This is a genomic window from Burkholderia sp. PvR073, from assembly GCF_054055695.1.
Map to the genome: position 1 here is coordinate 421315 of NZ_JBSRXO010000003.1, position 24297 is coordinate 445611.

Consider the following 24297-nt stretch of genomic DNA (forward strand, 5'->3'; position numbering starts at 1 on the left):
GCGCCGCTGCACCGCAGCGGGGCTTGCGCGCCAAATCGGCTAAAATTGCGGGTTTTCTTTCCCTCACTCGGCGCCGCCGCGTTCGCGCGCGCTGGAGACTCATCCGCAATGTCCCTCTTCCGCAAGAAAAACGTCGATCGCATGATCGCCGGTGCGCATGGCGCCGGGCTCAAGAAAGCGCTCGGCGCAATCGACCTCACCTTCCTCGGCATCGGCGCGATCATCGGCACCGGGATCTTCGTGCTGACCGGCACGGGCGCCGTTCAGGCCGGCCCCGCGCTGATGCTGTCGTTCGTGATCGCGGCGATCGCGTGCGGCCTCGCGGCGCTGTCGTACGCCGAATTCGCGTCGACGATTCCGGTCGCGGGCTCGATCTACACGTACTCGTACGCGACGCTCGGCGAGCTCGTCGCATGGATCATCGGCTGGGACCTGATGCTCGAATACGGCCTCGCGGCGTCGGCCGTGTCGGTCGGCTGGTCGGGCTACCTGCAGTCGCTGCTGCAGGGCTTCGGGCTCGCGCTGCCGACCGTGCTGACGGCCGCGCCCGGCGCGATCCCCGGCGTCGTCACGTGGTTCAACCTGCCCGCGTTCCTCGTGATGCTGGTGATCACGACGCTGCTGTCGATCGGCATCCGCGAGTCGACCCGCATCAACAACATCATGGTGTTCATCAAGGTGTCGGTGGTGCTGCTCGTGATCGCGGTCGGCCTGTTCCACGTGACGCCCGCGAACTGGAAACCGTTCATGCCGCACGGCTGGAACGGTGTGTTCGGCGCGGCGGCCGTGATGTTCTTCGCGTTCATCGGCTTCGACGCGGTGTCGTCGGCGGCCGAGGAAGTGAAGAATCCGAAGCGCGACCTGCCGATCGGCATCATTGCGTCGCTCGCCGTGTGCGCGGTGCTGTACGTGACGGTCGCGGCGGTCGCGACCGGCATCGTGCCGGCGGCCCAGTACGCGAACGTGTCGCACCCGATCTCGTATGCGCTGCAGATCGCCGGCGAGAAGTGGGTCGCGGGCTTCATCGATCTCGGCGCGGTGCTCGGCATGCTGACCGTGATCCTCGTGATGAGCTACGGCCAGACGCGGATCATCTTCGCGATGTCGCGCGACGGGCTGCTGCCGGCGATGCTGTCGCGCGTGCATCCGCGCTACGCGACACCGTTCCTGACGACCTGGCTCGTCGGCCTGTTCTTCGGGCTGATCGCCGCGCTCGTGCCGCTGAACGTGCTCGCCGAGCTGATCAACATCGGCACGCTCGCCGCGTTCTCGATGGTGTCGATCGCGGTGCTGGTGCTGCGCCGCACGCACCCGGAGCTGCCGCGCGCGTTCCGCTGCCCGGGCGTGCCGGTGGTGCCGATCCTCGCGGTCGGCGCGTGCCTGTTCCTGATGCTGAACCTGCAGCCCGTCACGTGGGCCGCGTTCGGCATCTGGCTGGTGATCGGCCTCGTGATCTACTTCCTGTATTCGCGGCACCACTCGAAGCTCGCCCGCGGCCACGCGGACTGACCTCCGGCGGCGCCGCGCTGCGTCGCCCCGCTGCAACGGCGCACCCGCCTCGCGGGCGCGCCGTTTGCATTTGTGGCGCGGCGGGCAGCCTGAACGAGAGGTCCGAGCCGGCCGCCCGAACTGGCCGTCCGAACCGGTCCTCCCGATCCCCGCCACCGATCGGCCAGGCGCCGGCGCACGGCAAGCAAGGCTGCGGCGGCCGGGTCATAATGCGCCCAATCAATGAGGGAACGACGATGGAAAGTGTGGATCTCGACGTGTTGAAGTCGAGCGCGCGCTGGCTCGACGAAGGGCGTCGCGTGCTGCTCGTGACGGTCGTGAAGACGTGGGGCTCGTCGCCCCGCCCCGAAGGCGCGATGCTCGCGGTGCGCGAGGACGGGCTCGTGGTCGGCTCCGTGTCCGGCGGGTGCATCGAGGACGACCTGATCGCCCGCGTGCATGCGAGCGGCATCGCGGCCGATGCGCGCCCGGAAGCGGTCAAGTACGGCGTGACGGCCGAGGAAGCGCACCGCTTCGGGCTGCCCTGCGGCGGCACGATCCAGCTCGTGCTGGAGCCACTCACGCGCGACAGCGGGATCGCGGCGTTGTGCGCCGAGGTGGAAGCCGGCCGTCTCGTCACGCGCACGATGACGCTGGCGACCGGCCGCGCGTCGCTGTCGCCCGCGCAGGCGACCGACGGGCTCGCGTTCGACGGCGAACGGCTCGTGACGATCCACGGTCCGCGCTACCGGATGCTCGTGATCGGTGCGGGACAGTTGTCGCGCTATCTGTGCCAGATCGCGGTCGGGCTCGACTACCAGGTGACGGTCTGCGATCCGCGCGAGGAGTACACGGATGCGTGGGACGTGCCGGGCACGCGCGTCGTGCACACGATGCCCGACGACACCGTGCTCGACATGAAGCTCGACGCGCGTTCGGCCGTGATCGCGCTCACGCACGACCCGAAGCTCGACGATCTCGCGCTGATGGAGGCGCTCAAGACGCCCGCGTTCTACGTCGGCGCGCTCGGCTCGCGGCGCAACAACGCGGCGCGGCGCGAGCGGCTGCTCGAATTCGACCTGAACGACGCGGAACTGGCGCGGTTGCACGGGCCGGCCGGCATCTACATCGGCAGCCGCACGCCGCCGGAAATCGCGATCTCGATCCTCGCCGAAGTCACGGCCGCGAAGAACAACGTGTCGCTGCCGACGATCCTGCAGGTCGAGGGTGCGAAGGCCGCCCGCGAGATCGCGGCCAACAACGGCGCGACCTGCGGCCTCTGAGGCCGGCCGGCGCGGGCATCGGCGCAGGGCCGTCGCGCCGGATGCGCGCACCATGCGCCGGCACCGAGCCGGCGCGTTTCAACCGTTGCTTCAGGCCCGTTACGTCAGGCGAGGCCCGCGGCGAGCGCCGCGGCGACCGAGCCGGCCACCAGCACGACGCCGACCGTGCGGCGCTTGTTCAGCTCCGTCCACAGCAGCACGCCCGTCAGCGACAACAGGATCAGCGAACCCGCGATCGTGTCCATCAGCAGCACCCAGCCGAGATTCATGCCGACGCCGCGATGCAGGTTGTTCAGCGTCGTCAGGAACGTGTTGCCGGTGCGCTTCACCGACACGTAGCCGTTGCCGACCCAGTATTCGGCCTGCAGGTTCTGGTGTGGCCCGAACAGGCCCATCTGCCAGTGCTCGGGCTGCATCACGCGCTTGTCGCCCCAGGCGACCGGCTGCGCAGGCTCCTTGCGCATGCGGCCCGGCCGGCCGTCGAAGTGCAGTTCGTGCTGCAGCCACTTCGTCATCGCCGCGGGCGACTTCGGCACCGGGTCCGGCAACGCGATCTGCATCTGCTCGACCTGCGGTTCGCCGGTCGAGATCTTCAGCGGCGGCGCACGGTGGTTGAGCAGCACGCCCGTCACGCCGAACAGCAGCCCGAGCACCGCGCCCCATAGTCCGACCCAGCCGTGCACCTTGCGCAGCCATTTGATGAAGGTCGCGCGGCGCGAACGCTGGCGGCGCGCCGCCCGTTCGGCGTCGCTCAGCGGACGTGCGGCCGGATGCAGCACGGTGACGTCCGCGGGAGGCATGCCCGCCTGCGGCGGGGCGATCGTTTCGGGCGCGTTCACGCGAGAATGTCCATTCGTTCAAAGCAACGGGCGACGCACGAAAAACGCGCGCCGCCCGGGGTAACATGAAAATGAGAATGGATATCATTACACAAATGACGCGACCGCTCAATCGGACCGCGCACGGCGCGCGGGCACGGAACTGCGGCGATGACCGATAAATAGCGAGAATTACGCACAGATCCCCGCCAATAGAAGAAAAATACCGGCGAAATGATCGCGAAAGACAGCGACAGCCGTTCGCAAGAAACCCGGCCGCCGTGTCCTCAGCGGCGCAGCGGCGGCAGCGGAAAGCGCGGCGCGGCGTCGCCCGGCTCGGGCTCGGTGCGATCGAGCGAATACAGCCACGCGAGCAGATCCGCGACGGCCTGGTAAAGCTGCGGCGGAATCCGGTCGTCGAGATCGACCTGCATCAGCAGCGACACCATCTCCGGCGCGGTATGCACGTACAGCCCCGCATCGCGGGCACGGGCGACGATCATCTCGGCGAGCAGGCCGTATCCCTTCGCGACCACGCGCGGCGCGGCATCGCCGCCTTTCGGATCGTAGACGAGCGCGGCCGCGCGCTTGCGGGACGCCATGCTCATCGCGGCGTCTCGTCGTCGGCGCCCGCCGTGCGGCCAGCCGCGCTGCGCGCATACGCGGCGGCGGCCGCCTGCGCGACGAGCGGGTCGAAGCCGTCCGGTTCGTCGCCAACCGCGCGGATCGACAGTCCGCCGAGCCGCAGCCCCGAACCCTCGAACCGCTGCCGTAGCGCGGTCTCGTTGCGCGTGAGCCGGTCGGCGCCCGCCGAATTCGCGCGCAGCCGCGCGACGAGTTGCGCGCCGTTCAACACCAGTTCCGCGTCGACCGTCCCGAGCGACGGCAGCGTGAGCGTCAGCCGCGTGCGCCACGCGATTCCGTCCCCCGCGTCGTCGCCGCCGCGCGACGCGTGGCCGCCCGGATCGTCGGGCTCGATCGTCCAGTCGAGCCGCGCGCCGGGCCACGCCTCGCCCGCCCAGCGGAACTGGTCGGTCGCCAGCGCATCGAGCTGCTGCCGCACGATCGGCACGGCGGCCGGATGCACGGGCGCCGATGCCTGTGCCTGCGGATCGGCCGACGCGGTGGCCAGTTCGGCGCGCGCGGGCGTCCAGCGCGCGTCGGGATGGTCGCCGAGCGGGTCGGTCGTTCCGGCCATGCTCGACGCCATGCCTTGCCGGACGACCGCCGGCGCGTTCTGCGCGGGCGCGTGCGGAGCCGCACCGCCCGGCGCGGGTGCGCCCGGCTGCACGGCCGTACGCGCGGCCGCCGGCAGCGGCAGACGCTGCGCGAGCAGTTCGTCGAGCACATCAGGCGCGTCGTGCTGCGCGGCATCCGGGGCCGGCTGCACCGGCGCGGCCGTGAGGCGCGCCTGCGGTTCGCGCATCAGCGCGGCGAGCGGGCGCTGGCCAGCCAGCCACTGCGCGAGATGGGATTCGTAAAAGAGGCCGCTTTCGCTCACGGCCTGCGCGAGCGCCGCGCGCAGTGCGGCGACGGGCGGCGCGTCCGACGCAGTGCGCGTGGCCGCGACGTCGGACGCGGGCAATGCAGCGGAAGAAGCGCCGACAGGCGCGGCAGGACCCGCTGCCGGCTGCCCGTGCGGCGGCACAGTCGCCGCGCTCAGCAGCACGGACGGATCGGCCAGCAGCGGCATACGCCCGGCGATCACGGGTGTCGCGACTCCACCCGAGCGCGAGATCGCGTCGAGCACGAGCGCGACGTCGGACAACGCGGTCTGCGCGGATGCCGGCGGCGCGACGGGCGAGCCGCCCGCCGGCGCCGGGGACGATGCGCCGGCGCCGGGCGTGCCGACCTGCGAGGCCGCCCCGCCGCCGGCCGACGGCGACACGGTGCCGCTCAGCAGGCTGTCGAGGCGGCTCGCCAGCAGGGCGGCCGCAACGGAGTCGATACCGGTCATGATCGGAGCCTGCTCACCTCAGCCACATCGTTGCGAAGCCGGGCACGCGGCCATCGCCGCCCCGGCAAACGGGCACTAGCCGCGAGCGCGGTAGAGATCGGTCAATACCTTGGTCGAGCGCCGCGCCTCGAACAGCGCGGACAGCCGCGCGACTTCCGGGCTCGCGAGATCGCGGATCGCGGCGTCGTCGGCGAGGATGCGGCGGATCAGCCCGAGCTTGCGGCCGAGGTCCGAGTCGTCGAGCGCGACGCCCGGATCGGCCTCCTTCAGCCCGTCGACGAGCCGCAGGAATTCGGCCTGCAACTCCGGCAGCGCGCTCCAGTCGGCACCGCGTGCCGCGCTCAGCATGCGGCCCGACACGGCCGCGAGCGCCTCGTAGCGGGCGAAGTACTCGGCCTTGAGATTCATCGCGCCGCGTCCGCCGCCTGTTGCGCGGTCATCCGCGCGACTTCGGGGGCGATGCCCGTCCACGCTTCCTCGAGCGTGGCGAGCAGTCCGTCGACCTCGACCAGCATCGCATCGCTCGCGCGCATGTTGGCTTCCAGCAAGCGCCGGACGATATAGGCGTACAGCGCATCCAGGCGCCCGGCGATCTCGCCGCCCGCGTCGCGGTTCAGCGCCGCCTGCAGGCCGCTCTCGACGATCCCGATCGCCTTGCCGATCGCTTCGCCGCGTGCGGGCACGTTGCCCTGCTGCAGGTGCATGCGCGCGAGCGCGATGGCCTGCCGCGCGCCCTGGTACAGCATCGCGATCAGCCGGTGCGGGGAGGCGCCCATCACCCCCGTCTCGACGCCGACACGCGCGTACGCACTGGCTCCAGCGTGTCCTGGGGAAAACATGCGCTTCTTCTCCTTGTGATGCGTTGGCTATGCGGAAGCCGCCGCCCTGCGTTGCACGACGCGGCCTTGTACCGGAGTTATCGGAAGGGAATTGAAAAGCTTTAGGCGCGCCGGCCCGGCCGCGCCCGGCGTGACCGCCTCGTCACACCGACATCTGCATGATGTCGTTGTATGCGCTCACGAGCTTGTTGCGGACCTGGAGCCCGAACTGGAAGCCGATGTTGGCCTTCTGCATGTCGACCATCACGTCGTTCAGCGACACGTTCGCCGCGCCGACCTCGAACGCCTGCGCCTCGCCGAGCGCGTGCTGCTGGTCGCCGCTGATCTTGTCGAGCGACGCCTTCATCGCGCTCGCGAACGTGCCGGCCGTCGCGGCGCCCGAGCCGGCGAGCGCCGCCGTCGGGCTCGCGACGCCGCCGCCCGCCTGCGCGGCCATCGCCTGCATCTGTTGCAACACCGAACCGATTCCGCTGACGTTGGCAGTCATGCTGTCCCCAGACCTAAGAGAAGAGACCCGGACCTACCGGGCGTTTGCGCCGGCGCCGCACCATGCGCACCATGCCGGATCGCGAAAAAGGATAGCAGCGCGGCGCACGCCAAAGCCGCGAAAGTACGGGGGAAACCCCGCTCTTTTCGGTCGATCGGAGTCGCGCCCGGATCCCGATAATCGCAACGTGTCATTGTCCGTCCGCTCGTCCGAGCGGCTCAGTCGTCCCGCTCCGGAGAAACTCCACGCATGGATTCGCAGGCCAACTCGCTGATCAACCCCGACGCCCGCACGGGCCTCGCCAGCCCGGTGCCAGGCGCCACCGCGGCCGCCGCGTTGCCGGGAGCAGGCGGCGCCGGCGCGGACTTCGGGTTCGGCGGTTTCGCGGAACGCATTCCCGGCATCTCGCGGATGAAGGGCAACCCGAAGCTGCCGTTCGTGATCGCCGTCGCGTTCGCGATCGCCGCGATCACCGCGCTCGTGCTGTGGAGCCGCGCGCCCGACTATCGCGTGCTGTACAGCAACCTGTCGGACCGCGACGGCGGCGCGATCATCGCCGCGCTCCAGCAGGCCAACGTTCCGTACAAGTTCGCCGACGCCGGCGGCGCGATCCTCGTGCCGTCGAATCAGGTGCATGAAACGCGCCTGAAGCTCGCCGCGCTGGGCCTGCCCAAGGGCGGCTCGGTCGGCTTCGAGCTGATGGACAACCAGAAATTCGGCATCAGCCAGTTCGCCGAGCAGGTGAACTACCAGCGCGCGCTCGAAGGCGAGCTGCAGCGCACGATCGAATCGATCAACGCGGTGCGCGGCGCGCGCGTGCATCTCGCGATCCCGAAGCCGTCGGTGTTCGTGCGCGACAAGGAAGCGCCGAGCGCGTCGGTGTTCGTCGACCTCTACCCGGGCCGCGTGCTCGACGAGGGCCAGGTGCAGGCGATCACGCGGATGGTGTCGTCCGGCGTGCCCGACATGCCGGCGAAAAACGTGACGATCGTCGACCAGGACGGCAACCTGCTGACGCAGACCGCGTCGGCCTCCGGCCTCGACGCGAGCCAGCTCAAGTACGTGCAGCAGGTCGAGCGCAATACGCAGAAGCGCATCGACGCGATCCTCGCGCCGATCTTCGGCACCGGCAACGCGCGCTCGCAGGTCAGCGCCGACATCGATTTCTCGAAGCTCGAGCAGACCTCGGAAAGCTACAGCCCGAACGGCACGCCGCAGCAGGCCGCGATCCGCAGCCAGCAGACCAGCAGCGCGACCGAGCTCGCGCAGGGCGGCGCATCGGGCGTGCCGGGCGCGCTGTCGAACACGCCGCCGCAGCCTGCCTCCGCGCCGATCGTCGCCGGCAACGGCCAGAACGGCGCGCAGTCGACGCCCGTCAGCGACCGCAAGGACCAGACCACCAACTACGAGCTCGACAAGACGATCCGTCACGTCGAGCAGCCGATGGGCAACGTGAAGCGGCTGTCGGTCGCCGTCGTCGTCAACTACCAGCCGGTCGCCGACGCGAAGGGCCACGTGACGATGCAGCCGCTGCCGCCGCCCAAGCTCGCGCAGATCGAGCAGCTGGTGAAGGACGCGATGGGCTACGACGAGAAGCGCGGCGACTCGGTGAACGTCGTGAACAGCGCGTTCTCGACCGTCGGCGATCCGTACGCCGACCTGCCGTGGTGGCGCCAGCCGGACATGATCGCGATGGCGAAGGAAGCCGCGAAGTGGCTTGGCATCGCGGCAGCCGCGGCGGCGCTCTATTTCATGTTCGTGCGCCCGGCGATGCGCCGCGCGTTCCCGCCGCCCGAGCCGGTCGCCCCGGCGCTCGCGGCGCCGGACGATCCGGTCACGCTCGACGGCCTGCCCGCCCCGGACAGGGCCGACGAGACCGATCCGCTGCTGCTCGGCTTCGAGAACGAAAAGAACCGCTACGAACGCAACCTCGACTACGCGCGCACGATCGCCCGCCAGGATCCGAAGATCGTCGCCACCGTCGTGAAGAACTGGGTGTCCGATGAACGCTGAAGGCCTGACCAAGAGCGCGCTGCTGCTGATGTCGATCGGCGAGGAAGAGGCCGCTGAAGTATTCAAGTTCCTCGCGCCGCGCGAGGTGCAGAAGATCGGCGCCGCGATGGCCGCGCTGAAGAACGTCACGCGCGAGCAGGTCGAGGGCGTGCTGCAGGAATTCGCGAAGGAAGCCGAGCAGCACACCGCGCTGTCGCTCGACTCGAGCGAGTACATCCGCTCGGTGCTGACCAAGGCGCTCGGCGAGGACAAGGCCGGCGTGCTGATCGACCGGATCCTGCAGGGCAGCGACACGAGCGGCATCGAGGGCCTGAAGTGGATGGACTCGGGCGCGGTGGCCGAACTGATCAAGAACGAGCATCCGCAGATCATCGCGACGATCCTCGTGCATCTTGACCGCGACCAGGCGTCCGAGATCGCGTCGTGCTTCACCGAACGGCTGCGCAACGACGTGCTGCTGCGGATCGCGACGCTCGACGGCATCCAGCCGGCCGCGCTGCGCGAGCTCGACGACGTGCTCACCGGCCTGCTGTCCGGCAGCGACAACCTGAAGCGCAGCCCGATGGGCGGCATCCGCACCGCGGCCGAGATCCTCAACTTCATGACGAGCAATCATGAAGAAGGCGTGCTCGAAAGCGTGCGCCAGTACGACGCCGACCTCGCGCAGAAGATCGTCGACCAGATGTTCGTGTTCGAGAACCTGCTCGACCTCGAGGATCGCGCGATCCAGATGGTGCTCAAGGAAGTCGAGTCGGAAACGCTGATCATCGCGCTGAAGGGCGCGCCGCCCGCGCTGCGCCAGAAGTTCCTCGCGAACATGTCGCAACGCGCGGCCGAACTGCTCGCGGAGGATCTCGACGCACGCGGCCCGGTGCGCGTGTCCGAGGTCGAGACGCAGCAGCGCCGCATCCTGCAGATCGTGCGCAACCTCGCCGAGAGCGGCCAGATCGTGATCGGCGGCAAGGCGGAAGACGCATATGTCTGATCCCGTGCGCGAGCGCGCCGCCACCCTCACCGCGTACCAGCGGTGGGAGATGGCGTCGTTCGATCCGCCGCCGCCCCCGCCGCCGCCCGACGACGCGGCCGCGGCCACCGCCGCGCTCGCCGAGGAACTGCAGCGCGTGCGCGACGCCGCGCATGCCGAAGGCCATGCAGCCGGTCACGTCGAAGGCCAGGCGCTGGGTTACCAGGCCGGTTTCGACCAGGGCCGCGAGCAGGGTTTCGAGGCCGGCCAGGCCGAAGCCCGCGAACAGGCCGCACAGCTCGCGGCGCTCGCCGCCTCGTTCCGCGAAGCCGTGTCGAGCGTCGAGCACGATCTCGCGTCCGATCTCGCGCAGCTCGCGCTCGACATCGCGCAGCAGGTCGTGCGCCAGCACGTGAAGCACGATCCCGCGGCGCTCGTCGCGGCCGTGCGCGACGTGCTCGCCGCCGAACCGGCGTTGTCCGGCGCGCCGCATCTCGCGGTGAATCCGGCTGACCTGCCCGTCGTCGAAGCCTATCTGCAGGACGATCTCGATACGCTCGGCTGGACCGTGCGCACCGACACGTCGATCGAGCGCGGCGGCTGCCGCGCGCACGCCGCGACGGGCGAGGTCGACGCGACGCTGCCCACCCGCTGGCAGCGCGTCGCCGCCGCGATCGGCAAGGTGAGCGCATGGTGACGCCCACGCCCGAATCGATCCTGTACGACGGGATGACGCCGCTCGAGCGCGAACTCGCGCTCGCGTCGTTCGGCCCCGACGGCGTACACGACACCGCACACGGCGCCGATCCGCACGCGGCACCCGCTGCGGACGATGCGCCGCGCGCACCGCACAATCCGCATCTCGCGCACTGGCGCACGCATCTGAACGGGCTCGCGACGCGCAGCCACCGCGCGCTGCCGCTGCGGCCGAGCGGGCGCCTCACGCGTGCCGCAGGCCTCGTACTCGAGGCGATCGGGCTGCGCCTGTCGGTCGGCGCCGAATGCACGATCGAACTGCCGCCCGGCAGCACGCTGCCGCACGCGGAAGCGGAAGTCGTCGGGTTCTCCGGCGATCGCCTGTTCCTGATGCCGACCACCGACGTCGCAGGCGTGCTGCCCGGCGCGCGCGTGTGGCCGCGCGAAAGCGCGCCCGTCGCCGATCCGCTCGCGGGCGCCAAACGGCTGCCGGTCGGCTGGGAAATGCTCGGGCGTGTCGTCGATGCGTCGGGCCGCCCGCTCGACGGCCTCGGCCCGCTCGCATCGAAGGTCGACGCAGCGCTGTCGGCGCCGTCGATCAACCCGCTCGATCGCGAGCCGATCCACAGCGTGCTCGACGTCGGCGTGCGCGCGATCAACGCGCTGCTCACCGTCGGCCGCGGGCAGCGGATGGGCCTGTTCGCGGGGTCCGGCGTCGGCAAGTCGGTGCTGCTCGGCACGATGGCGCGCTACACCAGCGCGGAAGTGATCGTGATCGGGCTGATCGGCGAACGCGGCCGCGAAGTGAAGGAATTCATCGAACAGATCCTCGGCGAGGACGGGCTCGCGCGCTCGGTCGTCGTCGCGGCGCCGGCCGACGTGTCGCCGCTGCTGCGCATGCAGGGCGCCGCCTACGCGACGTCCCTCGCCGAGTATTTCCGCGACCAGGGCAAGCACGTGCTGCTGCTGATGGATTCGCTGACGCGCTACGCGATGGCGCAGCGCGAGATCGCGCTCGCGATCGGCGAGCCGCCCGCGACCAAGGGTTATCCGCCGTCGGTGTTCGCGAAGCTGCCCGCGCTCGTCGAGCGCACCGGCAACGGGCCCGAAGGCGGCGGCTCGATCACCGCGTTCTACACGGTGCTGACCGAAGGCGACGACCAGCAGGACCCGATCGCCGACTCGGCGCGCGCGATCCTCGACGGCCATATCGTGCTGTCGCGCGCACTCGCCGAGGCCGGCCACTATCCGGCGATCGACATCGAGGCGTCGATCAGCCGCGCGATGACCGCGCTGATCGACGAAACGCATCTCGACCGCGTGCGGCAGTTCAAGCAGATGCTGTCGCGCTACCAGCGCAATCGCGACCTGATCGCGGTCGGCGCGTATGCACCGGGCCGCGACGCGCAACTCGACCGCGCGATCGCGCTCTATCCGCGCATCGAATCGTTCCTGCAGCAGGGCTTTCGCGAATGCGCGCCGTTCGCGTCGAGCCTCGCCGGGCTCGATGCGCTGTTCGACGTACACGGAGGCTGATCCCGATGGCACACGGCTTTCCCCTTCAACTGCTGCTCGACCGCGCGCAGGAAGATCTCGACACGGCCACGAAGCAGCTCGGCACCGCGCAGCGCGACCGCACCGCGGCCGCCGAACAGCTCGATGCGCTGCTGCGCTATCGCGACGAATACCACGCGCGCTTTTCGCAGTCCGCGCAGCATGGGATGCCGGCCGGCAACTGGCGCAACTTCCAGGCGTTCATCGATACGCTCGACGCGGCGATCGCGCAGCAGCGCAACGTGCTGGCCGCGGCCGAGCTCCGCATCGACGAGGCGCGCCCGAACTGGCAACAGAAGAAACGCACCGTCGGTTCATACGAAACCCTGCAGGCGCGCGGCGTCGCGCAGGAAACGCAGCGTGCCGCGAAGCGCGAACAGCGCGACGCCGACGAACACGCCGCGAAGATTCTGCGCATGCGGGCCGATGCGGCCCGCTCGGCGTAACCGCTCAACGCTTTCGAACGAGAGAATCGCCATGCCTCCCCTGCCCCTGCTCGGCGCGCTGCTCGACACCGCCGGCACCGCCATCAAGGCCGTCCGCGGCGCGGGTTCGTCCGCCTCCGCGACGTCCGCCGGCAACGATGCCGCAACCAGCCAGGCCGCCGTGCCGTTCGCGCAGACGCTGAAGCAAAGCGTCGTCACACGGCACGACACGGCGAACGCCGGCAAGCCGGATGCCGCGACGCAACAGGCATCGTCGACGCCAGCCGCCGGCGCGAAGCCCGCCGACCGCGTCGACGACAAGTCGACCGACGACGCGAATGCGACGCCCAACGCCGACGCCGCCGCGCTCGCCGCGGCCGCCGCCGTTCAGGCGCAACTGCAGGCGCGCGTGAACGACGCGGCGCCGGCCGGTGCCAATGCCGAGACCGCCGCCACGGCCGCGCAAACGACGGCCGTGTCCGGGCAGCCCGACGCCACGGCCGCGCTGACGAATCATGCCGGCAAGGATGCGGCCGCCGAGCCGGCGTTGCCGGCGTCGGGTCGCGACGCGCTGCAGGCCGCGCTGGCGAAGCTGACCGGCGGCGCGGGTGCGATCGCGATGCCCGCGACGGGCACGGCCGCGGCAACGACAGCGCCGGCATCGACGACGTCCGCATCGGCCGCCGCCGCACCGCTGACGCCGAAAGTCCCCACCTTCGACCGCACGCTCGCCGACGCGAAAGGCGCGCTCGCGACGCAGCCGACGCCCACGCAAGCCACCGCCCAGGCGCTGCAGGCGGGCGCCACCGGCCAGCCGGCCGCGCATGCGCTCGCAGCCACCGAGGAAGCCGCCAGCCCGGCCGCCGACGCATCGGTCGCTGCCGCCGCAACGGCTGCGGCAGCCGCCCAGGCGAACCTCCAGGCATCGCCCGCCGCCAGCTCGGTCGCCGCGGCCAACGCCCATGTGCTGGCCCCGCATGTCGGCACCGCCGACTGGACCGACGCGCTGAGCCAGAAGGTCGTGTTCCTGTCGAATGCGCATCAGCAGAGCGCCGAGCTGACGCTGAACCCGCCGGACCTCGGCCCGCTGCAGGTCGTGCTGCGTGTCGCGGACAATCACGCGCATGCGCTGTTCGTCTCGCAGCACGCGCAGGTGCGCGACGCGGTGGAAGCCGCGCTGCCGAAGCTGCGCGAAGCGATGGAAGCGGGCGGGCTCGGCCTGGGCAGCGCGACCGTCAGCGACGGCGGCTTCGCGTCGCAGCAGCAGAACCCGCAACAGAGCTTCGCCGGCGGCCGGCCGTCGCCGCGCGCACGCGCCGGATCGTCAGCCGGCGACGCACCGGTCGACGCTGCGCAATCCGCAGCGGCCGGCGCGACCGTGAGCCGCGCGGGCCTCGTCGATACGTTCGCCTGAGCATCGCGCCGCTCGCGTGACGGTGCATGGCCGCTCAGCGGCCGTGCACCGCCGCGGTCGCCTCGCCGCGCGGCACCCCGCCCTTGCGCGTCGCGACGATGAAGTCCGCCGCGCGTTCGCCGATCATCACCGACGGCGCATTCGTGTTCCCGCCGATCAGCGTCGGCATCACCGACGCGTCCACCACCCGCAGCCCGTCGACACCGCGCACGCGCAGTTGCGGATCCACGACCGCGCGCGCATCCGAACCCATCCGGCAGGTGCCGACCGGGTGATAGATCGTGTCGGCGTGCGCGACGATCGTCGCGCGCAGCTCGGCTTCGCTCTGGTCCGCCCGCGTGTACAGCTCGCGCCCGCCCTGCGACGCGAGCGGCGTTTGCGACAGGATCCGGCGCATCGCCTGCGCACCGCGCACGAGCAGGTCGAGATCGCGCGTATCGCTGAAGAAGCGCGGATCGATCAGCGGCGCATCACGCGCATCGCCGCTCGCGAGGGCGACCGTGCCACGGCTGAACGGGCGCAGCGCGCACACGTGCAGCGAATAGCCGAAGCCCCAGTGCATCTTGCGGTTGTGGTCGTCGACGAGCGCCGTGCAGAAATGCAGCTGCAGGTCCGGTCGGTCGAGCGACGGATCGCTCTTGATGAAGCCGCCGGCCTCCGCGACGTTGCTCGTCATCATCCCCGTGCGGCTCGAGAAATAGCGCGCGAGCGCCGGCGTCATCTTCGCGATGCCGCGCAGGCAGATGCCGACCAGCTCCGACGAATTCACGCGCGTGTTGATGATGAAGTCGATATGGTCGATCAGGTTGGCGCCGACGTCCGGCGCGTCCTGCACGACCGCGATGCCGTGCCGGCGGAGCTGCTCCGCCGGACCGATCCCCGAGCACATCAGCAGCTGCGGCGAATTGAACGCGCCGGCCGACAGAATCACCTCCGCCCGCGCGCCAAGCGTCTCGACGCGTCCGTCGCGCGACACCACGACGCCGACCGCGCGCTTGCCGTCGAAGCCCACGCGCAGCACCGTCGCATCGGTGATCACATGCAGGTTCGGCCGGTTGCGGCCATAGATATACGCACGCGCGACGCTGCAGCGCGAGCCGTCGCGATGCGTGACCTGATAGAAGCCGACGCCTTCCTGCGTCGCGCCGTTGAAATCGTTGTTCAGCGGATAGCCGGCCGCGTGCGCGGCCTGGATGAATCGTTCGGAGAACGGATTGCGAAAGCGCAGATCTGAAACCGTCAACGGGCCGTCCGCGCCGTGCCATGCATCGGCGCCGCGCTCGTTGCCTTCCGCGCGGCGGAAATACGGCAGCACGTCCTGCCAGCCCCAGCCCGTTGCGCCGAGCTGGGCCCACTCGTCGTAGTCGCCCGGGTGGCCGCGCGTATAGATCATCGCGTTGATCGCGCTCGAGCCGCCCATCCCGCGCCCGCGCGGCTGATAGCCGCGACGGCCGCCGAGGCCCGGCTGTGGCACCGTCTCGTAACCGTAGTTCGTGCCGAGCTTGAACGGCACGAGCGCCGCGATCCCTACCGGCATGTTGACGAGCAGGTTGCGCTCCGTGTGCGAGCCGGCCTCGATCAGCGCGATCGTCGCGTCGGGGCATGCATCGGCGAGGCGGCTGGCGAGGCTCGAGCCGCCCGACCCGCCGCCAACGATGATGTAGTCGTATTGCATGTCACGTCTCCTTCGTGTCATGAACGGCGCGCGGCGCGGCCGGCTCCCGCTTGTAATGTTCGGGCATTGTAGGAATGGCCGTCGCGCACGCGGCACGCCGATTCAAGAGCGATTCCTCTAAACGCCCGCGTGAACTAAATTTAAGATGTATCGATGGATGCGACGCGATGCACCGGCCGCCAGAAGCCGCGCTGTCGCGAAACTGGGGAGACGACGATGCAGCGCGACGTTCTGCAGGCCGCGTGCCGACCGGGGGATCCGGACGCACCGCGCGCGGCCCGCATTTCATTTCAAACGGACGCCCGGACGGTGGTGACCGGCACCGTGCGCGCGGCCGGTCGAAATCGAACGACGCCACGTGTCGCCGACCGTTTGGACGGCTCGTCGAATCAGCGGCATGACCTGTCGGTGCGACGGTCGTCGCGCGCCTCGCGCAGCCGCGCTTCGGTGCGCGCGCAAGCGCCCGCCGCGCGCCATCGCGCAGCAGCCGGAAATCGCATCCGGCCGCACGCGCGCACCGTGCAACCCCGTTTTCGGACGCGAACACCGTCGCGCGGATGCGACGCTCGCCGCACGCCGCACCCTGTTTTCACCCGCGCATCGCATCCGGCCCCGCGCCGCGCGACGCGCGCCACCCTGATCCGCCCCGCCACGCTCGCCGAGCGCTCACGTGCGGCCTGACTGCTGGCCGACGTGCCACGCCCAACTGGAGGAGACGACATGAAGAACGACCTACCCGAACTGGCCCCGCAAGCGCTGCCATCGGTCGATGCGCTGACGGCGCTGCTGCGCGACCAGCGCGCGGCCTACCTGCGCGCGCCCTATCCGGAGTGGGACACCCGCGCGCAGCACCTGCGCGCGCTGCGCACCATGCTGCTCGATCACGCGGATGCACTCGCCGACGCGATCAGCGCCGACTTCGGCCACCGCGCGAAGCAGGAAGTGCTGCTGTCGGAAATCTGGATGGCGAAGGAAGAGATCGACGACGCGCTCAAGCACGGCAAGCGCTGGATGAAGCCGATCAGCAAGCCGATGAACAAGTGGCTGCGGCCGGCGCGCGCGAAGGTGCTGCCGCAACCGCTCGGCGTGGTCGGCATCGTCGTGCCGTGGAACTATCCGATCCTGCTCGCGGCCGGGCCGCTGATCTGCGCGCTCGCGGCAGGCAACCGCGCGATCATCAAGATGTCCGAACTGACACCGCGCACGTCGGCGTTGTTCGAGCAACTGATCGCGAAGACCTTCTCGCGCGACCACGTCGCGGTCGTGAACGGCGATGCCGAGATCGGCGCCGCGTTCAGCGCGCTGCCGTTCGATCACCTGCTGTTCACCGGCTCGACGCATGTCGGCCGCCACGTGATGCGCGCCGCGGCCGACAATCTCACGCCCGTCACGCTCGAACTCGGCGGCAAGTCGCCGGCGATCATCGGCCCGAATGCGCGCTTCGATGCCGCGGTCGACGCGATCATCGGCGGCAAGACGCTGAACGCGGGCCAGACCTGCATCGCGCCCGACTACGTGCTGCTGCCGCGCGGGATGGAAGCCGCGTTCATCGAACGCGCGCGGGCGCGCTTCGCCAAGCTGTATCCGGACCTGTCGACCAACGGCGACTACACGACGATCGTGTCGCCGCGCCACTACGCCCGGCTGCAGCAGCTTGCGACCGACGCGCAGGCGGCCGGCGCGCAACTGCATCCGCTGTCGGACGCGCAGTCCGATCCCGCATCGCGCCGCTTCGTGCCGTGCGCGGTCACGCACGTGCCGGCCGCGTCGCAGCTGATGCAGGAGGAAATCTTCGGGCCATTGCTGCCGCTCGTGCCGTACGAGCGGCTCGACGAGGCGATCGCGTACGTGAATGCGCGCCCCCGCCCGCTCGCGCTGTACCTGTTCGACGAGGATGGCGGCACGGTCGACCGCGTGATGCGCGAAACGATCTCGGGCGGCGTGACGGTCAATGACGCGCTGATGCACATCGCGTGCGGCAGCTTGCCGTTCGGCGGCGTCGGCGCGAGCGGGATGGGTGCGTATCACGGCTACGACGGCTTCGTGACGTTCTCGAAGATGAAGCCCGTGCTCACGCAGGCGCGCCTGAATACCCGCGGGCTGATCGCGCCGCCTTACGGCAGGCGCTTCGCCGCGGTGATCAGGATGATGCTGAAGTTCTGAGCGATGCGGGCCGCGCGCAATGGTGGCGGCCCGCTTTGAACATGCCGCGCGGCGACGCTGCCGCGCGTGCCGTCACACGGGCCAGAGCGGCCCTTCCTGCATCGCGCCGATCTGCTCGCGCAGCTCGAGTACGCGTGCCTCCCAGTAGCGATGCGTGTTGAACCACGGGAACGCGGCCGGAAACGCCGGATCGTCCCAGCGGCGCGCAAGCCAGGCTGCGTAGTGGATCAGCCGCAGCGTGCGCAGCGCTTCGACCAGATGCAGCTCGCGCGGCTCGAATTCGCAGAAGTCCTCATAACCGGCAAGCAGGTCCGCGAGCGCGCGCGACGCGCCTTCGCGATCGCCCGGCAGCAGCAGCCACAGGTCCTGGACCGCCGGTGCCATCCGGCTGTCGTCGAAGTCGACGAAATGCGGCCCCGCATCGGTCCACAGCACGTTGCTCGGATGGCAATCGCCGTGCGTGCGCAGCAGGCGGATTTCGCCCGCACGCTCGAACGCGGCCTCGACGCCTTCCAGCGCGAGCGTGACCGCCGTCTCGTACGCAGGTCGTACATCGTCGGGAATGAAATCGTGCGCGAGCAGGTAGTCGCGCGGCTCGTAGCCGAAGGTGCGAATGTCGAGCACCGGACGCGCGACGTAAGGCTGCATCGCGCCGACCGCGTGAATGCGGCCGATGAAGCGGCCGAGCCATTCGAGCGTGTCGCTGCGGTCGAGATCGGGCGCGCGTCCGCCGCGCCGCTCGAAGATCGAGAAGCGGAAGCCGTCGAACGCGTGAAGCGTGCGGCCGTCGAAGCCGCTCGCGGGCACCACCGGAATCTCGCGCGCGGCAAGTTCGGCGACAAACGCGTGTTCTTCCAGGATCGCGTCGTCCGACCATCGCTCGGGCCGGTAGAACTTCGCGACGACGGGCGGGCCGTCTTCGATGCCGACCTGGTAGACGCGGTTCTCGTAGCTGTTGAGGGCGAGCAGGCGCCCGTCGGTGCGCAGCCCGGCCGGCATCAGCACGCTGTCGAGCGCGTCGAGCACGCACTCGGGCGTGAGGCCGGCGAACGGCGGGCCGGCGGGAGCGGAAGTGGCGTCTTTCATGCCCCGCATTGTGCCGTCAGCCGCGCCGAAACACGAGCGTCCGATGCGACGCGCGTGCTCAGTGAACCGCGGCGCCGGCCGGCAGCACGGATTCGCCGGTGTCGATCAGGTCCTCGAGAAAGAACGGCTCGGTGTTGAGTTCTTTCGACTCGCCCGGCACGCCCGCGTACCAGGTCACCATGGCCATGTCGCCCAGAACGCGCTGAACGATGCCGCGCGCGCCCTTCGGCACAGCGATATGGGTAGTGCAGACAATCGACCCGACATGCATGATGGTTCCCCACTCTTGAATCTTGAAACCCGGCCCGCTGGCGAGCCGGCAAACGCACGATCCGCGCCGCCCTCAGCGGGGTGTTGCGCGTGATCCCATTGTTCACGGTTTATCGAAGCGCGAAAAGAAGAAGAAGCGGGTGAAGTGCCGCGAATTCGTCGAATGTCTCCAATCAACCACTGCGTCGCGCGTGCGCTTGCACGGGCGGTACCCCCATCATACCCTGTCGAATGTGACTGTCCGCCGAATCCCGCCGGGCATGCGATGCGCACGCGAATTGCGCGACGCGCGTATCGTCTGGCCTTTGCCACGGCCGTCGGGATATCTCGGCACCCACGGAACCACGCCCGCGGCCATGCACCGCGACGCCTACCTGCCCTATCTCGAACGCGGCTCGCGCAACTACTCGCGCGCGAGCGTCGCGGTACTGTTCGCGGGCTTCGTGTCGAAAGGTGCGAGCCGCCACCGGTTGATGACGATGTCGCTGCTGCTGTCGTCACTGCTCACGCTCGTCGCCGCCTTCACGCCGCACTGACGTCAGATGCTCGTGCTGCGTGCGCTCGCCGGCGTGCTCGCGGTCGGCATGGCCGCGCCTGCGCGAACGCGGCGGCATCACATGACGCTCCCGCACGCAACCGAGTCTTTGCGCAGACAGTTGCGCCGGATGGCCGCCTTGCGGTACCGTTGAAGCTCATTCGCGTTCAAGCGCATTTCGACACGATGCATCCGTTCACGTCCGCTCTCGCAAAATCCCGGCCGCAGTTCGACTCGCGGCCGCAGGCGTGCACGCATCCGTCGGTCCTTCCTCCTCCTGTCGCACCGCCGCTCGTCGGCGCCGCGCCGCCCCCGCCGGCGGCACGCGTCGGCTGACCAGCCGGCTTTCGCTTTTTCGTTTTCCATTCGCCCGTTTGCGGCCGTTCGTGCGTCGTCACGCGCGGCGCGTTGCCGCGCGCGCGACATGGAACGTATCGATCCGTTCGACAGGTGGATTCACATGGTTTCGTTCAAACGCGCGCTCGCCGCGCATGGCGTGACGTCGCTCTTCGTGCTGCTGTGGAGCAGCGGCGCGATCTTCGCTGAACTCGGTCTGCGTCACGCATCCGCGTTCGTCTTTCTCACCGCACGTTTCGCGCTCGCGTCACTCGTGCTGCTCGTCCTGGCCGTCATGCGCGGTCGCTGGCTGCCGCCGCGCGGCGAGCGGCGCATGGCCGCGCTGACCGGCCTGCTGATGATGGGCGGCTATTCGATCTTCTACCTGCTCGCGCTCGATCAGGGGATCGCACCGGGCGTGCTCGCGACGATCCTCGGCGTGCAGCCGATCGTCACGCTCGCGATGGTCGAGCGGCGCTGGCAACCGATGCGCGTCGCGGGGCTCGCGCTGTCGCTGGCCGGCCTCGCGCTCGTCGTGGGCCGCGGCGTGGGCGGCGCCGGCCTGCCGATCATGGGCGTCGCATGCGCGCTCACGGCGCTCGCCGCGCTGACCATCGGCTCGCTGCTGCAAAAGCGCGTGCGCGCGGCGCCTGGCGACGTGCTGCCGCTGCAGAACGCAATCGGCCTCGCGCTGTGCGTGGCGATCCTGCCGTTCCGCCCCGTCTCGCTCGATGCGAGCTGGGCGTTCGTCGTGCCGCTGCTATGGCTCGGCATCGTGATCTCGGTGATCGCGCAGTTGCTGTTCTACCGGTTGATGCAGCGCGGCGATCTCGTCAACGTGACGAGCCTGTTCTATCTCGTGCCCGTCGTCACCACGCTGATGGACGCGGTCTGGCTCGGCAACCGACCGGCGCCGCTCGCGCTCGCCGGCATGGGGGCGATCGTCGCGGGGCTCGTGCTCGTGTTCCGCACACCAGCCGCTCGCGCGCAACCCGATCGCGCGTAAGCGGACAGCCGCCGTACCCGCGGGTGCGGCGGCTCGTATCGAACCCGTACGACGTTTGTGCGCAAACGGAAAGGAGCCGGAAAGACTGGCGCAAGGCATTCGTCTGATTCCCGGGGAAAATACAGAATTCCCGGGGTTTTCCGCATACTTTTAATGGTTCGGATAGCGAAAAACGCCGCGAGGTTGCCTATACTCGAACTGCCGGCCCCACTCGCAATCGGGTCGGCACACACTAGAAAATGCCCGGCATGGGCGGGTACAGGCGTGTGCGCCTGCGCCGGCCGACTATGGAGACACGCATGACGACCTATTTCACGATCGGCGACTTCATCCTGTTGATTCCGATGGCGCTGGCCGGCGCGCTATTTCTCGGCGCGGTGCCATGCGCGACCGAATTCCGCCACAACCTGCTGCGCGTGCTCGGCGTCATGCTTGGCGTCGGCGTTGCGGTATTGCTCGTCGAAGGCCTCCCCGCGCTGCTCTAGCGACCCGTTCGCGCACCGGTCACATCGCTGCACCGCAGCGACGTGACGGCTTGCTTGCGTGCGCCGCGATACGGCATGCGATCATTCGCATCCCGTATCGACTGTCCTTGCTACCTATCAGATCGCCTGATCGGTTGACGGCTTTTCCCACAGATTGATGCCGCCTTCGGTCGCATGGCGATCGATCTCCGCGAGTTCGTCGGCCGAGAACTCGAGGTTCTTCAGCGCGCCCACGTTTTCACGCACCTGCTCCGCGCGGCTCGCGCCGATCAGCGCCGACGTCACGCGGCCATTGCGCAACACCCACGCGAGCGCCATTTGCGCGAGGCTTTGGCCGCGCCGCTCCGCGATGCCGTTGAGCTTGCGCACGTGCTCGAGGTTGTCCGCGCTCAGGTGATCCTGTTTCAACGAACCGCCACCCGGCTTGTTCACCCGCGCATCGGCCGGCACGCCGTTCAGGTATTTCGACGTCAGCAGCCCCTGCGCGAGCGGCGTGAACGCGATGCTGCCCGTGCCGATCTCGTCGAGCGTACCGAGCAGATCCTGCTCGATCCAGCGGTTCAGCATGTTGTACGAAGGCTGGTGGATCAGCAGCGGCACCTGGTATTGCGCGAGCAGTTCGGCCATCTCGCGCGTCTTCGCGGCCGAGTACGACGAGATGCCGATGTACAGCGCCTTGCCCTGCCGCACGGCCGACGCGAGCGCGCCCGCCGTTTCCTCGAGCGGCGTGTGCGCGTCGAAGCGATGCGAATAGAAGATGTCGACGTAGTCGAGGCCCATCCGCTGCAGGCTCTGGTCGAGGCTCGCGAGCACGTACTTGCGCGACCCGCCGCCGCTGCCGTACGGCCCCGGCCACATGTCCCAGCCGGCCTTCGTCGAGATCAGCAGCTCGTCGCGGTACGGCCGGAAATCTTCCTTCAGCAGCCGGCCGAAATTGGTTTCGGCGCTGCCGTACGGCGGCCCGTAGTTGTTCGCCAGGTCGAAGTGATTGATGCCGAGGTCGAACGCGGTGCGCAGGATGTCGCGCTGCGTGTCGATCGGCGTCGAGTCGCCGAAGTTGTGCCACAGGCCGAGCGACAGGGCGGGCAGTTTGAGCCCGGATTTGCCGCAGGTGCGGTATTGCATGTCGGCATAACGTTCGGAAGCTGCTTCGTAGGCCATGGGTCGGTTCCGTCAGGACGTCGGGGAAGGGGCGCGCGCCGCACGCGAGCATCGCGCGCCGGCGGCGAAGGAAACACACGACGGCTATGGTAGCGAACGCGGCGCGAGCATGCACGGCAATGGACGCGACCGCGCACGTCGCCTACACTGCGGCGTCTCGAATCACCGTTACAGCGAGGTTGGTATGTCCCGGGTCATCTCGGTTGCACTGCTCGTCGGCGGCGTCGTGCTGCTGTATTTCGGCGGCCAGTCGTTCCATTCGATCAACGACAACATGTCGCGCTTCTTCACCGGCTCGCCCGCCACGAAGACGATCCTGCTGATCGCAGGCGGCGCCGTCGCCTCGCTGATCGGCCTGATCGGCCTCGCGATGCCGGGCAACAAGCGCTGATCGCGCAGCCGCGCGGCTCGCGACGACTCGCGGCGCGCGGCGGGCTGCTCAAAACGCAACGGGCGGCCCAGGCCGCCCGTTCTTCATCCGCCCGCGCGGCCGCAGCGCCGCATCGGGCGACCGGCAGCGGGCGACCGGCATCGGGCGACCGGCGTCGGGCAACCGGCACGGCGGCATCGCCGTCCGGACCGCTGCTAGAACTGCACTTCCGGCTTCGTCGCCGAACGCGTGCCCGGCACCGGCCGGTTGCTCACCCCGTGATACGTGTAGACCAGCGAGAACTTCACCTGGTCGGAGCGGTTCTGCCCCGCGGAATGCAGCGTGTTGCAGTGGAAGAACACGACGTCGCCCGTCTGGAGCGGCGGGCAGGTTGCCGCATCGATCATCTTGCGGTTCTCCGGCAGGTCGCCGCGGAAGAACTTCGCATCGTCGAACGCTTCCGGCCCGAATTCGGCCGTGTGCGACCCCGGCACCAGCCAGAGCGCGCCGTTTTCATTCGTTTCCGGCCCGAGCGCGAGCCACACCGACACCATGTCCGCGCGTTCGAACGACCAGTAGCGGAAGTCGCGATGCCAGCCCGTCAGGCTCCCGTACGCGGGGTGCTTCGTCATCATGCAGTTGTGATGGGTGCGCGACAGCACCGGCTGCTCGCCGAAGTACTCGCGCATCCACGCGCCGATTTCGGGCGCGATCGCGCGCTCGGCGAACGCCGGATCGCGCCCATAGGCGTCCAGCAGCCGCCGCACCGTATGCCCGCCCGGCGCATGCTTCGAGTCCGGCGCGCCCGGGTAGCGCAAATCCGCCTCGAACTCGATCGGCTCCGCCGCTTCCTGCAACTGGCGCTCCGCGATGCGCTTGAGCGCCGCGCACTGCGCTTCGCTGACGAGGCCGCGCGCGACGACGAAACCACGTTCGCGCAATTCCGCGACTTGCGCGCGGATCGATTCCGACTGCAATGAAGACGACATGGGATGCCAGACGTTTATTGTGTGAATGTAACGATTGTAAATCGGCACCGGATACCGCGAACAGCACCATTGTCGTGCGCAGGGGCATGCCAATCGCCGATTTGATCGGGATCAAGGGAACTGTACGGCGCGGCGCGAGCCTCAGCGACAGGCGGTATGCGGCGACTCGCTTGCGGCACAAGGGTTTATCGCGACTTTTGCGCGTCATGAAACCCTTGTAGCCTGTCGCGGCCTGTCAATTCTGGCGGGCGCGGCGCGCAACGACTTTCGGTAAGATCCGTTG

Annotated in this window: 25 protein-coding genes; 14 read left to right on the plus strand and 11 right to left on the minus strand. The window is 69.4% G+C overall.

From position 1 onward, the window contains the following. Positions 1-108: 108 nt before the first annotated feature. Together ACVK00_RS13665 and ACVK00_RS13670 are read left to right on the plus strand one after the other, a co-directional pair. On the plus strand, positions 109-1509 hold the full coding sequence (locus ACVK00_RS13665; RefSeq protein WP_006757821.1) for an amino acid permease: 1401 nt from the start codon (positions 109-111) through the stop codon (positions 1507-1509). A gap of 236 nt (positions 1510-1745) precedes the next feature. After that, positions 1746-2771: an XdhC family protein gene (locus ACVK00_RS13670; protein WP_006751913.1), complete on the plus strand. Its 1026-nt coding sequence runs from the start codon at positions 1746-1748 to the stop codon at positions 2769-2771. Between the two features lie 104 nt (positions 2772-2875). Here the strand turns inward: ACVK00_RS13670 and ACVK00_RS13675 are convergent, their stop codons facing one another. The 6 genes from ACVK00_RS13675 to fliE form a co-directional block, all read right to left on the minus strand. After that, entirely contained in the window at positions 2876-3610 is a 735-nt protein-coding gene (locus tag ACVK00_RS13675) for a PepSY-associated TM helix domain-containing protein (RefSeq protein WP_284892979.1), read from the minus strand. 266 nt (positions 3611-3876) lie between these two features. Further along, on the minus strand, positions 3877-4197 hold the full coding sequence (locus tag ACVK00_RS13680) for an EscU/YscU/HrcU family type III secretion system export apparatus switch protein (RefSeq protein ID WP_228906149.1): 321 nt from the start codon (positions 4195-4197) through the stop codon (positions 3877-3879). Next, a complete protein-coding gene (gene fliK / locus ACVK00_RS13685) occupies positions 4194-5546 on the minus strand; it encodes a flagellar hook-length control protein FliK (protein WP_284892977.1) in 1353 nt (450 codons plus the stop codon). Before fliK ends, ACVK00_RS13680 begins: the two co-directional genes overlap by 4 nt. Positions 5547-5621: 75 nt before the next feature. Beyond that, positions 5622-5954 (minus strand): flagellar protein FliT, encoded by a 333-nt coding sequence (locus tag ACVK00_RS13690; protein WP_228906157.1) that lies wholly within the window; start codon positions 5952-5954, stop codon positions 5622-5624. Continuing rightward, on the minus strand, positions 5951-6385 hold the full coding sequence (gene fliS, locus ACVK00_RS13695) for a flagellar export chaperone FliS (protein WP_012364934.1): 435 nt from the start codon (positions 6383-6385) through the stop codon (positions 5951-5953). The genes ACVK00_RS13690 and fliS overlap by 4 nt, the downstream gene beginning before the upstream one ends. Before the next feature lie 142 nt (positions 6386-6527). After that, positions 6528-6872 carry a flagellar hook-basal body complex protein FliE gene (fliE, locus tag ACVK00_RS13700; protein WP_006761724.1) on the minus strand — a complete coding sequence of 115 codons (345 nt, stop codon included), beginning with the start codon at positions 6870-6872 and terminating at the stop codon, positions 6528-6530. Between the two features lie 249 nt (positions 6873-7121). Between fliE and fliF the strand changes: the two genes are divergently transcribed. The 6 genes from fliF to ACVK00_RS13730 are packed head-to-tail and all read left to right on the plus strand — an operon-like array spanning position 7122 to position 13938. After that, positions 7122-8885 (plus strand): flagellar basal-body MS-ring/collar protein FliF, encoded by a 1764-nt coding sequence (fliF, locus tag ACVK00_RS13705; RefSeq protein ID WP_284892972.1) that lies wholly within the window; start codon positions 7122-7124, stop codon positions 8883-8885. Continuing rightward, positions 8875-9870 carry a flagellar motor switch protein FliG gene (fliG, locus tag ACVK00_RS13710; protein ID WP_006753019.1) on the plus strand — a complete coding sequence of 332 codons (996 nt, stop codon included), beginning with the start codon at positions 8875-8877 and terminating at the stop codon, positions 9868-9870. The genes fliF and fliG overlap by 11 nt, the downstream gene beginning before the upstream one ends. Next, a complete protein-coding gene (gene fliH, locus ACVK00_RS13715; RefSeq protein WP_284892970.1) occupies positions 9863-10546 on the plus strand; it encodes a flagellar assembly protein FliH in 684 nt (227 codons plus the stop codon). Before fliG ends, fliH begins: the two co-directional genes overlap by 8 nt. After that, entirely contained in the window at positions 10540-12081 is a 1542-nt protein-coding gene (gene fliI / locus ACVK00_RS13720; RefSeq protein ID WP_284892968.1) for a flagellar protein export ATPase FliI, read from the plus strand. The genes fliH and fliI overlap by 7 nt, the downstream gene beginning before the upstream one ends. 5 nt (positions 12082-12086) lie before the next feature. Continuing rightward, entirely contained in the window at positions 12087-12545 is a 459-nt protein-coding gene (fliJ, locus tag ACVK00_RS13725; protein WP_006753016.1) for a flagellar export protein FliJ, read from the plus strand. Positions 12546-12576: 31 nt separating this feature from the next. Then, positions 12577-13938: a flagellar hook-length control protein FliK gene (locus ACVK00_RS13730; RefSeq protein WP_284892966.1), complete on the plus strand. Its 1362-nt coding sequence runs from the start codon at positions 12577-12579 to the stop codon at positions 13936-13938. Between the two features lie 34 nt (positions 13939-13972). Here the strand turns inward: ACVK00_RS13730 and ACVK00_RS13735 are convergent, their stop codons facing one another. After that, a complete protein-coding gene (locus ACVK00_RS13735) occupies positions 13973-15613 on the minus strand; it encodes a GMC family oxidoreductase (protein WP_284892964.1) in 1641 nt (546 codons plus the stop codon). Positions 15614-15829: 216 nt separating this feature from the next. Here ACVK00_RS13735 and ACVK00_RS13740 point away from each other — a divergent pair, with 216 nt between their 5' ends. Together ACVK00_RS13740 and ACVK00_RS13745 are read left to right on the plus strand one after the other, a co-directional pair. After that, entirely contained in the window at positions 15830-16294 is a 465-nt protein-coding gene (locus ACVK00_RS13740) for a hypothetical protein (protein WP_284892963.1), read from the plus strand. Between the two features lie 39 nt (positions 16295-16333). Then, a complete protein-coding gene (locus ACVK00_RS13745) occupies positions 16334-17776 on the plus strand; it encodes a coniferyl aldehyde dehydrogenase (protein WP_006753013.1) in 1443 nt (480 codons plus the stop codon). Positions 17777-17848: 72 nt separating this feature from the next. Here ACVK00_RS13745 and ACVK00_RS13750 read toward each other — a convergent pair whose 3' ends face one another. Together ACVK00_RS13750 and ACVK00_RS13755 are read right to left on the minus strand one after the other, a co-directional pair. Continuing rightward, positions 17849-18862 carry a serine/threonine protein kinase gene (locus ACVK00_RS13750; protein WP_284892960.1) on the minus strand — a complete coding sequence of 338 codons (1014 nt, stop codon included), beginning with the start codon at positions 18860-18862 and terminating at the stop codon, positions 17849-17851. A gap of 58 nt (positions 18863-18920) precedes the next feature. Beyond that, a complete protein-coding gene (locus tag ACVK00_RS13755) occupies positions 18921-19133 on the minus strand; it encodes a hypothetical protein (RefSeq protein WP_014895745.1) in 213 nt (70 codons plus the stop codon). 355 nt (positions 19134-19488) lie between these two features. Between ACVK00_RS13755 and ACVK00_RS13760 the strand changes: the two genes are divergently transcribed. The 3 genes from ACVK00_RS13760 (at position 19489) to ACVK00_RS13770 (ending at position 21494) form a co-directional block, all read left to right on the plus strand. Continuing rightward, on the plus strand, positions 19489-19668 hold the full coding sequence (locus ACVK00_RS13760) for a hypothetical protein (RefSeq protein WP_284892957.1): 180 nt from the start codon (positions 19489-19491) through the stop codon (positions 19666-19668). A 459-nt stretch (positions 19669-20127) separates the two neighbouring features. Further along, positions 20128-21009 carry a DMT family transporter gene (locus tag ACVK00_RS13765; protein WP_284892955.1) on the plus strand — a complete coding sequence of 294 codons (882 nt, stop codon included), beginning with the start codon at positions 20128-20130 and terminating at the stop codon, positions 21007-21009. Between the two features lie 299 nt (positions 21010-21308). Beyond that, on the plus strand, positions 21309-21494 hold the full coding sequence (locus tag ACVK00_RS13770; protein WP_006753009.1) for a hypothetical protein: 186 nt from the start codon (positions 21309-21311) through the stop codon (positions 21492-21494). Positions 21495-21611: 117 nt separating this feature from the next. Here the strand turns inward: ACVK00_RS13770 and mgrA are convergent, their stop codons facing one another. Continuing rightward, positions 21612-22655, minus strand: coding sequence for an L-glyceraldehyde 3-phosphate reductase (gene mgrA / locus ACVK00_RS13775; protein WP_284892952.1), 1044 nt, complete (start codon positions 22653-22655; stop codon positions 21612-21614). 184 nt (positions 22656-22839) lie between these two features. Here mgrA and ACVK00_RS13780 point away from each other — a divergent pair, with 184 nt between their 5' ends. Further along, positions 22840-23046 (plus strand): DUF3185 family protein, encoded by a 207-nt coding sequence (locus ACVK00_RS13780; RefSeq protein WP_006753007.1) that lies wholly within the window; start codon positions 22840-22842, stop codon positions 23044-23046. Positions 23047-23240: 194 nt separating this feature from the next. Here the strand turns inward: ACVK00_RS13780 and ACVK00_RS13785 are convergent, their stop codons facing one another. Next, positions 23241-24014: a phytanoyl-CoA dioxygenase family protein gene (locus ACVK00_RS13785; protein WP_166725644.1), complete on the minus strand. Its 774-nt coding sequence runs from the start codon at positions 24012-24014 to the stop codon at positions 23241-23243. Positions 24015-24297: the final 283 nt, after the last annotated feature.

Excerpts from the sequence above, each read along its gene's own strand:
- ACVK00_RS13665 (WP_006757821.1), top strand. The coding sequence starts at position 109 with ATGTCCCTCTTCCGCAAGAAAAACGTCGATCGCATGATCGCCGGTGCG.
- ACVK00_RS13670 (WP_006751913.1), top strand. The coding sequence starts at position 1,746 with ATGGAAAGTGTGGATCTCGACGTGTTGAAGTCGAGCGCGCGCTGGCTC.
- ACVK00_RS13680 (WP_228906149.1), bottom strand. The coding sequence starts at position 4,197 with ATGAGCATGGCGTCCCGCAAGCGCGCGGCCGCGCTCGTCTACGATCCG.
- fliK (WP_284892977.1), bottom strand. The coding sequence starts at position 5,546 with ATGACCGGTATCGACTCCGTTGCGGCCGCCCTGCTGGCGAGCCGCCTC.
- ACVK00_RS13690 (WP_228906157.1), bottom strand. The coding sequence starts at position 5,954 with ATGAATCTCAAGGCCGAGTACTTCGCCCGCTACGAGGCGCTCGCGGCC.
- fliS (WP_012364934.1), bottom strand. The coding sequence starts at position 6,385 with ATGTTTTCCCCAGGACACGCTGGAGCCAGTGCGTACGCGCGTGTCGGC.
- fliE (WP_006761724.1), bottom strand. The coding sequence starts at position 6,872 with ATGACTGCCAACGTCAGCGGAATCGGTTCGGTGTTGCAACAGATGCAG.
- fliF (WP_284892972.1), top strand. The coding sequence starts at position 7,122 with ATGGATTCGCAGGCCAACTCGCTGATCAACCCCGACGCCCGCACGGGC.
- fliG (WP_006753019.1), top strand. The coding sequence starts at position 8,875 with ATGAACGCTGAAGGCCTGACCAAGAGCGCGCTGCTGCTGATGTCGATC.
- fliH (WP_284892970.1), top strand. The coding sequence starts at position 9,863 with ATGTCTGATCCCGTGCGCGAGCGCGCCGCCACCCTCACCGCGTACCAG.
- fliI (WP_284892968.1), top strand. The coding sequence starts at position 10,540 with ATGGTGACGCCCACGCCCGAATCGATCCTGTACGACGGGATGACGCCG.
- fliJ (WP_006753016.1), top strand. The coding sequence starts at position 12,087 with ATGGCACACGGCTTTCCCCTTCAACTGCTGCTCGACCGCGCGCAGGAA.
- ACVK00_RS13730 (WP_284892966.1), top strand. The coding sequence starts at position 12,577 with ATGCCTCCCCTGCCCCTGCTCGGCGCGCTGCTCGACACCGCCGGCACC.
- ACVK00_RS13735 (WP_284892964.1), bottom strand. The coding sequence starts at position 15,613 with ATGCAATACGACTACATCATCGTTGGCGGCGGGTCGGGCGGCTCGAGC.
- ACVK00_RS13740 (WP_284892963.1), top strand. The coding sequence starts at position 15,830 with ATGCAGCGCGACGTTCTGCAGGCCGCGTGCCGACCGGGGGATCCGGAC.
- ACVK00_RS13745 (WP_006753013.1), top strand. The coding sequence starts at position 16,334 with ATGAAGAACGACCTACCCGAACTGGCCCCGCAAGCGCTGCCATCGGTC.
- ACVK00_RS13750 (WP_284892960.1), bottom strand. The coding sequence starts at position 18,862 with ATGAAAGACGCCACTTCCGCTCCCGCCGGCCCGCCGTTCGCCGGCCTC.
- ACVK00_RS13755 (WP_014895745.1), bottom strand. The coding sequence starts at position 19,133 with ATGCATGTCGGGTCGATTGTCTGCACTACCCATATCGCTGTGCCGAAG.
- ACVK00_RS13760 (WP_284892957.1), top strand. The coding sequence starts at position 19,489 with ATGCACCGCGACGCCTACCTGCCCTATCTCGAACGCGGCTCGCGCAAC.
- ACVK00_RS13765 (WP_284892955.1), top strand. The coding sequence starts at position 20,128 with ATGGTTTCGTTCAAACGCGCGCTCGCCGCGCATGGCGTGACGTCGCTC.
- ACVK00_RS13770 (WP_006753009.1), top strand. The coding sequence starts at position 21,309 with ATGACGACCTATTTCACGATCGGCGACTTCATCCTGTTGATTCCGATG.
- mgrA (WP_284892952.1), bottom strand. The coding sequence starts at position 22,655 with ATGGCCTACGAAGCAGCTTCCGAACGTTATGCCGACATGCAATACCGC.
- ACVK00_RS13780 (WP_006753007.1), top strand. The coding sequence starts at position 22,840 with ATGTCCCGGGTCATCTCGGTTGCACTGCTCGTCGGCGGCGTCGTGCTG.
- ACVK00_RS13785 (WP_166725644.1), bottom strand. The coding sequence starts at position 24,014 with ATGTCGTCTTCATTGCAGTCGGAATCGATCCGCGCGCAAGTCGCGGAA.